Raw genomic sequence first — 7,723 nt, 5'->3', positions numbered from 1 at the left:
CGGGGCGCATCTTCAGATGCCGGGCCCACCAGTTGGCGACCGAACCGGCGTCGGTCGTCAGGATCGCGTTGTCGGGCAGCCGCTTGGACAGCTCGTGCACCACGAGCTCGGGATTTAGCGGATCGGCCTTGTCGTGTGCCCGCTTGTCGAGCACCCGCCACCATTCGGCGACTTCTTTTTCGATCTTCGACCGCCACGAGCTGTCATCCTTGCGCTGCAGTAACGGAATAAGTTGTCGCAGCGTCTCTTTCGAGTCGCCGACCAGGTTGGCCTCCATCGGATAGCGGGTGCCGATCATCCGGTCGTCGCGGTTGATCTCCACGCCGCGGCATTGGCCTTCCTTGGGCAGCCACTCGGGGAGCTGGTGCCGATGAAAAACAGTGTGTCCGCGCCGGACATCATGGCCTGGCTAGCGGTGGAGCCGAGCAGCCCGATCGGGCCGGTGACGTAGGGCAGGGCGTCCGGCAGAACAGCGCGGCCCAGTGACGACTTCGCCACCCCGGCGCCGAGCACCTCGGCCACCTGGACCACCTCGTCGGATGCCTCGGCAGCGCCCTGCCCGACCAGGATCGCCACCTTCTTGCCGGCGTTGAGGACGTCCGCCGCCTTCTTCAGCTCCGACTCGGGCGGAATCATCGTCGGCCTCGTCCAGCCCACGCTGCTGAACACCGCGCCGTGCATGCGCGGCGGCGACGGCTCAGCCTCGGCCATGGCCACGTCCTCCGGCAAGATGATCGTCGCCACCGTCCGGTTGTTCAGCGCCACCTTGCGGGCGCGGTCGACCAGGTGGCGGGCTTGCACCGGTGCCATACAGGTTTGGACGAAATCTGAGGACACATCCTTTACAGCGAATTGGGGTCGATCTCCTGCTGGAAGGCCGCGCCCAGCGACATCCTTTTCTGCTGACCAACGATGGCCACCACGGGATAGTGGTCGAGCTTGGCGTCGTAGAGACCGTTGAGTAAGTGGATCGTGCCCCCACCCGAGGTCGCCAGGCAGCAGCCGATCTGCCCGGTGAATTTGGCGTGGGCGGTGGCCATGAACGCCGCCATCTCCTCATGCCGCGGCTGAATCAGTTCGGGATCGCCCCCGGCCCGGTCGATCGCCCCCACCATCGACAGGATGCCGTCGCCGGGATAGCCGAAGATCGATGAATCCCCCCCTGCCGCAAGCGTTCCAGGATGAAGTCGGCGGTGTTGGGCATCATTGGTCCTTGGTCAATTAGTACCGCACGGTTGCGTTGGATTTATGGGGCGTAGAGGTGGACCACCGGCGCGCCACCACCGGCCGCTTTTGGGGACGTGCGGCGGTGGGTGTGCCATGGCGGCGGTGACGATGCCGATGGTCACAACCTGGGTGTACCCGCTGGTATATGGGTCAAACAGCCGAGGTTTTGGTCGCCAGCAGCCGCTATGCGTGGCTGTGTCGGGCCATAGCGGCGCGCGCTGCGAAGGTCGTCGACGAACAACCCGTAAGCCTCGTCGCGACGCTCCCTGCGATCCCGAAGCACCGCGGACGGGTGAACGGTCGCCAGCACCTGTGGTTCCGGCGTGACGTTTATGTCTGCCTCGGTCGGAAGGTGCACCACCTCGCCGCGATGGGCGGAGATCCGGAAGGCGGCGCCCAGAAGAGATTGCGCCGCTGTTGCACCCAGGCACACGATCACTTGCGGTCGGACCGCCTCGATTTCGGCGATGAGCCAGGGTCGGCATGCCACTACTTCTGTGCGGCTGGGTTTCTGGTGTATGCGGCGTTTGCCGTTCTTGCGGGTGAACTTGAAGTGCTTGACAGCGTTGGTTTGGTACGTCAGTTTCGGATCGATGTCCGCCTCGTCGAGCGCGCGGGCGAGCAGCCGGCCCGCGGGGCCCACGAAAGGCAGACCTTCGATGTCCTCGCGATCCCCCGGCTGCTCACCCACCAGCATGATGGGCGCGCGCGAGTCGCCGTGACCGAAGACCGTTTGCGAGGCGTTCTCGTACAGCGAGCAGCCCCGGCACACGCCCGCAGCGGCCCCGAGTGATTCGAGGTCGCGGTCCTCGGGTAAGTAGCTCGCCGCGCTGGTTTTCTGCGCTGTAGCCATGACGGATCCTCACGCCGCGGTGAGCTCGGGCACGATTGCGCTCAGCCCTTCCCGATGATGGCGTCGCGGGCGCGATCCATCATCGCCGCGAAGGGGCCAGCCAACATGTTGGCGGCCTGGGACTCCACTCCCGCGTGCGGGCGCGTAGGCGCGATCGCTTCGGCAAGTTCGGCGGCGCGGCCCATCCGCTTGAGCTCGTCTTGGTCCAGCTCCTCTTCGAGCTTGGAGAACTCCTCGTGCTCCTCATGCTCGGCGTGGTCGACGACGGCATCGCGAAGCTTGGTCAGTTGGTCGGTGAACTCATCGGAATCGACGTCGAGCTTCTCCAACTCGGTGAGCACCTTCTTGGCTTCGTTTTCCTCCTTCAGCCGTGCACTCACCACCTTGTCGCCGTCGGCGATCTTCCGCTTGGCCCGCGGGTGGACAACCTCCTCCTCCGCGGTTTCGTGCACCGCAAGCAACCGCCGTAGTTCGATGAACGACTTCTCGCGCTCCTTGCCGCTGGCGTCCAACGTCTCGGCGAACAGAGACTTGATCCGCTCATGCTGGCCGACGAGGAACTCCGTCACATCAGTCGATGACTTAACACTCGCCATTATGTCCTCCTGAACAGTCCTGATGGCACGCGCGCGGGCTGTTGGCGCGCACTCTTGGCGACTACCCGGCGCTACGGATCACGAAACGCAGCAGACAGTCGGCCCCGAGCGGGCGTGGCAGGGGAATCGGTTTATCAAAAGGCCCTGCGCGGGTATATGAATCGCCTGATGCAACAACTTAAACGGGTGGGCTGATGGCACGATCGTCGTTTCACCCCAGTGCCGCAACCGAGCGTGGGGGGCAGGGATGGCTGCGGCCGCGGCGCTTGGCCCTCTACGGCGTGGTGGCGGCGCTGGTCGTCTTGGCGGCCTTTGGCGCCGCCGACGGCGGACTGCTGACGCCATGCCGCGGGACGTGCGCGCACGACCGAAAGCTGTTGCCTGCGGCGACCGAGAGCGCGCCTGCGGCGGTGAGGATTACTCCAGGACCGGGCGCACACGACGTCGACCCGGTTGCCACCGTATCGGTGGTCGCCGATACCGGCACGCTGACCGATGTGCGGATGGTCAACGACAACGGTAAGCCAATACAGGGCGTCATGACCCCTGACGACACCTACTGGAAGCCAGTCGTGCCGCTCGGTTATGGCCGCACTTACACCCTCACCATCACCAGCCGCGGACCCAGCGGCGTCCCGGCAAAACAGGTTTCCACCTTCTCTACCTTGACCCCGCCCAACCAGACCAAGGTCACGTTCACCAACACCTCTGAGCAACCCCTGCAAGACGGCGGCATTTACGGGGTAGGGCAGGTCATCGTCGCGCACTTCGACGAAGAGATCGCCGACCGCGCCGCCGCCGAACGCGCACTGTCGGTGACCACTTCCCCACCGGTGCAGGGGTCGTGGTACTGGGTCGACGGCCAGAACGCGCATTGGCGTCCCGAGCGCTACTATGCGCCCGGTACGACGGTCACCGTGGACGCACGCATCTACGGGATTCCGGTGGGAAACGGGATATTCGGGCAAGAAGACACCCACGTCTCATTCAAGATCGGCGACTCGCACGTATCAATCGCCGATGACACAACCAAGCAGATCAGTGTTTTCGACAACGGAAAACTCGTGCGGACGATGCCCACGTCGATGGGGATGGGCGGCACCCAGGAGATCGCCGGCCGGACCATGTCGTTTTGGACGCCGCCGGGCGTCTACACCGTACTCGACAAGGGCAATCCGGTGGTGATGGATTCCTCGACGTACGGTCTGCCGAAGAACTCACGGCTGGGATACCGCGAAATCATCAACTACGCCGTGCGGATCAGCGTCGACGGCATCTACGTACATGAGCTCGACAGCACCGTGTGGGCGCAGGGCAATACCGACACCTCGCACGGCTGCCTGAATATCAACGGAGAGAACGCGCGATGGTTCTTCGATTTCTCGCAGCCGGGCGATGTCTTCGAGGTCCGCAACACCGGCGGCCCCCCGCTGGGGCTGGATCAGAACGGCGACTGGACCGTGCCGTGGGATCAGTGGCGCAAAGGCAGCGCCCTGCACTGAACCACCGCCCCAACCAGGTGTAACCGGGTACAGGCCCGGGTACAGCACCGACGGGTAGAAGCAACCGCGAGAGGAGAGCATCGTGGCCCGTCGCGGGTCGCTGGGGTGGCGCTGGTGTACAGCGGCGGCCGCCGGGGCCATTGCGGTCGCAGGCTGCTCGAGCCCCCAGCAACCGGAAAGCACGCCCGAAATGACGGTCCGGTCGGTCGGCGCCACGCTGCACGACCCGGTGTGGTCGTATGGCACCCAATCGCTGATCGGGCTGACCGACGATGGTCGCCTTGCCGAGATCAGCGATCCCCTGCGCCCGGAACACGCCAAGACGCGGCTGACGCAGCCAATGCCGGTAGGGCGCAACCTCCAAATCAGTCAGATGGACGACCGGCACGTGTTCGTGCCGCAGCCGAGCCGGAACAAGGTGGCGGTCGTCGACCTCGGGACCCTGCGCCAGGTCGACGTGTTCCACGCTGGCCCTGCTCCCACCTATCTGGCTGAAGACGCCGGCATGCGGATCCTGCTGGCGTTGTCGGCCGACGGGTCGTCGGTGACACCGGTGGATCAGCATGGCTACCGAAAGTTGCCGACTGCGAAGGTTACCGGAGATCGCGCGGACTCAATTGACGGCTCCAACCGCGGACGTGAGATCGGCTACCACCTCTTCGGTCCGTCGGGAATCCGCTACTACAAAGGACCTTCGTCGCCTCCGGAGGAACGCGGCGCGCTGGCCATGGACGTCGCCGCGTGGGCAGGCAACAACGCGAAGGTGACCCGCATCTATGTCGCCGACCACGTGCACGCCGTGCTCAACTCTGTGGACTCCGTGCGGGGCGGCGAAGGACTGGAAGTCGTCGGCCGCGCCCAATTGCCGTCGTCGCCGATCCGCTACCTTGGCACTGACGACACCCGCATCTACGCGGCAACCGAGCGGCAACTGGTGACGCTCGAGGCGTCCAGCTACGGCGGCTACCCGAACGACACCATCCACGTGATCCACGTGGTCGATTACCGCTCGAGTTTGCCCGCCGGTCAGGCGAAGTCGGCGCCGCTGTCGGGGATGGCGCTTGGACCACACCGAGTTTTCCTCACCTTGCACGGCGCCGACTACTTGGTCAGCGTCGCCAAACCACACCTGTGAGAAGAGTAGGGCCGATGACCGCGACACCGCAGAGCCGCGCGCCGATCGGCGTCGACGACGACTTCGAGTTGATCAACGAGCAGATCCAGGCGCTGAAGCAACTCGGTGCAAAAGACGAACTGGCTGACGGCGAGCGCTACGACTTTTCCATCAGATGGGGCGCGGCGCTGGCCGGGCGGCTACGACGGCTGGTGCACTACAGCGCGCAGGGCATGCTCAGCGAGGCCGACGAACGCCGATTCCAGTCGCTGTGCGATGAGTTGCGCGGACTATCGGATTTGATCGACCGCTTCGACTTGGCTCACCCGGTGTTCACCGATTCGCCACCGGCCGAGGCTAAGCGCCACGGGGCAACTCGACGGTCCAGCTCGCGGCGCGGGCTGCGTCTGCATCGCGGCTGAGGAAGTCTTTCTCCCGCAGTTTGATTCCAGTGCGTGGCTTGGGGCAGTTCGGGTTGCGGCACCTCAGCGCCACCATGTACGCGTCGTCTTCCTCGTCAAGGAACAGGAACCCCAGGTAGAGCGCATCACCGACATCGAATTCCGTTGCCCCACAGGCTTCGCAGCGCCCGCCTTTGGCGGCGACTTGCTCGAGAACGCGTTCGCGCTCAGCCAGATTCAGGCTGACCAGCTCCGGGCGCACCATCGCATCGTCCTCCACTATGCGCCGCTCCTCCCCATCGCTTCGCTGTGCATCGTCGCCGGCGCGCACGTCAGATCTCCACGTCCTTGTCGTAGTGGATGTTGTCTTCCCGCCAGCCGCCGAAACCCATGCCGATGCCCCGATGGTCGTCGACGAACTCGATCTGGTTGATCCACTTGACCATTTTGAAACCGACTTGCGTCTCTACCCGTAACCGCAACGGCGCGCCGTGCTTGATCGGCAACAGCTTGCCGTTCATCTCGAAGGCCAGGATGGTCTGCGGCTTGTAGGCCAGTTCGAGATCCATCACCTCGTAAAACTGACCCAGCCCGTCGGAGCTGGGCTCGTCGCGGCTGTTGTCCTGCATGCTCAGAAAGCAGATGTAGCGTGCCTGAGGCAACGGCTTGACGCGCTCCAGCAGGCTGCTCAGGTGCAGGCCGCTCCATTGTCCGTAGCTGGTCCAGCCCTGCACGCAGTTGTGCAGCACCCGCTGAGTCTGCGGCTCACCCAGGGCACGCAATCCGGCCAGATCGAGTGTCACCGGCTTTTCCACCAATCCGCCGACCCGCAGCCGCCAGTCGACGAAGTTGTGCACGGCCATGATCTTGTACTCGGCCGAGCACGGTGGTTTGCCGTTGACGCGGTGTTCTTTGGACAGTTTGCTCACCGGGTAGTTCTGCCGTGAATCCAACGGCCGCAACAACATCAGCTTGACCCGCGTGTTGATGGCACCCAGGATGCGGTGAACCTGAGCGGGATTTCGCAGGCTCCAGACCGTCGCAGCGACGTGGACGGCCACGATTGTGCCGATGATCACGAAGGACCAGAACGTCGCCCAGTTGATGTTGCGGACGGCGCCGAAGATCATCGCGGCATTCAACTGGCCCCAGCCCCAGAAGAAGACCATCGACAGATGGATCACGATGAAGATCAGGAACGCGACCAGCCCGAAGAAATGCAGGCTGCGAGCCCATTGCCGTCCACCCCACATCTGGACGTACCAGGGGAAGCGTGCCTCGACTGCCGGCGACTGCGCAGCGCCGGTGAGGATTTGGAAGGGGGCGAGCAGAAAGATGACAGCGGCGTATGTCAGCTTCTGGATGGCATCCAGCGGTTCGCTGGGCAGCAGCGGCGGCAGGTTGAACGTCATATAGGCGACGATGTCGTTCGAGGCGTCGGCGATGATCGACCACGAGTAGGGCCAGTACCGGTGCCATTGGCCGGTGGCGAACAACAGGATGTAGTAGGACAGCCCCACCAGAATCCAGCCGATCACCGCGAAAAAGTGCCAGTGCCGGCCCATCCCCAGTTTTTTGTGGCCGGGCAACGCGACGATCGAGCTGTAGGACTCTTCCTCGTCGAGGGTGTCGTACAACTTATCGGTCGGCATTTCCTTGGTGGTGAAGCGCGCCCACTCGCTGCCGGGCTTGCTGTCGTCGTGCCAATACAGCTTGGGGTGGGTGCCCAGAATTTCGATCCCGCTGCGCAAGAGCAACGTCAGGAAGAGCACATTGAGCCAGTGGTCGATCCGCAGCCACAGCGGGTAGTCGAACGTCATACTCTGTGCCCTCCCCCGTTAGTCGTGCCAGTTCTGCCGCTGCGGGTAGGCGACGTTGATGCCCAGGAGCACCGACATGTGGACCGCGATGAAGCCCAGCGCGAACGCGCCCGCAAACGAGCCGGCTGCGACGTCCCAGCGGCCGGTCAGCGCTACCAGCCCCGGCAGGCTGGCGGGCCGACTGGCCAGATACAAGCCAAGGAAGACGAC

At 64.3% G+C, this 7,723-nt stretch carries 8 protein-coding genes and 1 pseudogene (2 of these 9 cut by a window edge); 3 read left to right on the top strand and 6 right to left on the bottom strand.

The window, feature by feature from the left end; genetic code table 11:
• From ACFE99_RS13405 to ACFE99_RS13395, 3 genes and pseudogenes are all read right to left on the bottom strand, one after another.
• A pseudogene (locus ACFE99_RS13405) lies at window positions 1-1,207 on the bottom strand (thiamine pyrophosphate-requiring protein) (it extends 588 nt beyond the left edge of the window).
• Window positions 1,208-1,345: 138 nt separating this feature from the next.
• Complete coding sequence (locus tag ACFE99_RS13400) at window positions 1,346-2,080, bottom strand: UdgX family uracil-DNA binding protein (protein ID WP_375486011.1); 735 nt, start codon at window positions 2,078-2,080, stop codon at window positions 1,346-1,348.
• Between the two features lie 41 nt (window positions 2,081-2,121).
• The gene (locus ACFE99_RS13395; RefSeq protein WP_375486008.1) at window positions 2,122-2,676 is read right to left on the bottom strand and encodes a hemerythrin domain-containing protein; all 555 of its coding nucleotides are present in this window, start codon (window positions 2,674-2,676) and stop codon (window positions 2,122-2,124) included.
• A gap of 194 nt (window positions 2,677-2,870) precedes the next feature.
• Between ACFE99_RS13395 and ACFE99_RS13390 the strand changes: the two genes are divergently transcribed.
• The 3 genes from ACFE99_RS13390 (at window position 2,871) to ACFE99_RS13380 (ending at window position 5,714) form a co-directional block, all read left to right on the top strand.
• On the top strand, window positions 2,871-4,178 hold the full coding sequence (locus ACFE99_RS13390) for an Ig-like domain-containing protein (RefSeq protein WP_375486006.1): 1,308 nt from the start codon (window positions 2,871-2,873) through the stop codon (window positions 4,176-4,178).
• 79 nt (window positions 4,179-4,257) lie between these two features.
• Window positions 4,258-5,313, top strand: coding sequence for a hypothetical protein (locus tag ACFE99_RS13385; protein ID WP_375486017.1), 1,056 nt, complete (start codon window positions 4,258-4,260; stop codon window positions 5,311-5,313).
• A 14-nt stretch (window positions 5,314-5,327) separates the two neighbouring features.
• Entirely contained in the window at window positions 5,328-5,714 is a 387-nt protein-coding gene (locus ACFE99_RS13380) for a hypothetical protein (RefSeq protein ID WP_375486004.1), read from the top strand.
• On the opposite strand, the gene ACFE99_RS13375 is transcribed toward ACFE99_RS13380, so the two are convergent.
• The 3 genes from ACFE99_RS13375 to ACFE99_RS13365 form a co-directional block, all read right to left on the bottom strand.
• Entirely contained in the window at window positions 5,650-5,958 is a 309-nt protein-coding gene (locus tag ACFE99_RS13375) for a hypothetical protein (protein ID WP_375486015.1), read from the bottom strand. The two genes, ACFE99_RS13380 and ACFE99_RS13375, sit on opposite strands and share 65 nt — an antisense overlap.
• A gap of 67 nt (window positions 5,959-6,025) precedes the next feature.
• Entirely contained in the window at window positions 6,026-7,513 is a 1,488-nt protein-coding gene (locus ACFE99_RS13370) for a molybdopterin-dependent oxidoreductase (protein ID WP_375486002.1), read from the bottom strand.
• Between the two features lie 18 nt (window positions 7,514-7,531).
• A protein-coding gene (locus ACFE99_RS13365) for an oxidoreductase (RefSeq protein ID WP_375485999.1) crosses the window boundary here: on the bottom strand, window positions 7,532-7,723 show its 3' portion. 312 nt of this gene lie beyond the right edge of the window; only the last 192 of its 504 coding nucleotides appear in the window; its start codon lies off the right edge, out of view; its stop codon occupies window positions 7,532-7,534.

Origin of the sequence: uncultured Mycobacterium sp., assembly GCF_964249325.1 — a bacterium.
In the GTDB taxonomy this organism is placed as follows: domain Bacteria; phylum Actinomycetota; class Actinomycetes; order Mycobacteriales; family Mycobacteriaceae; genus Mycobacterium.
Note: the sequence above shows the minus strand (reverse complement) of the source record. Positions and strands in the feature narration are given on the sequence as shown.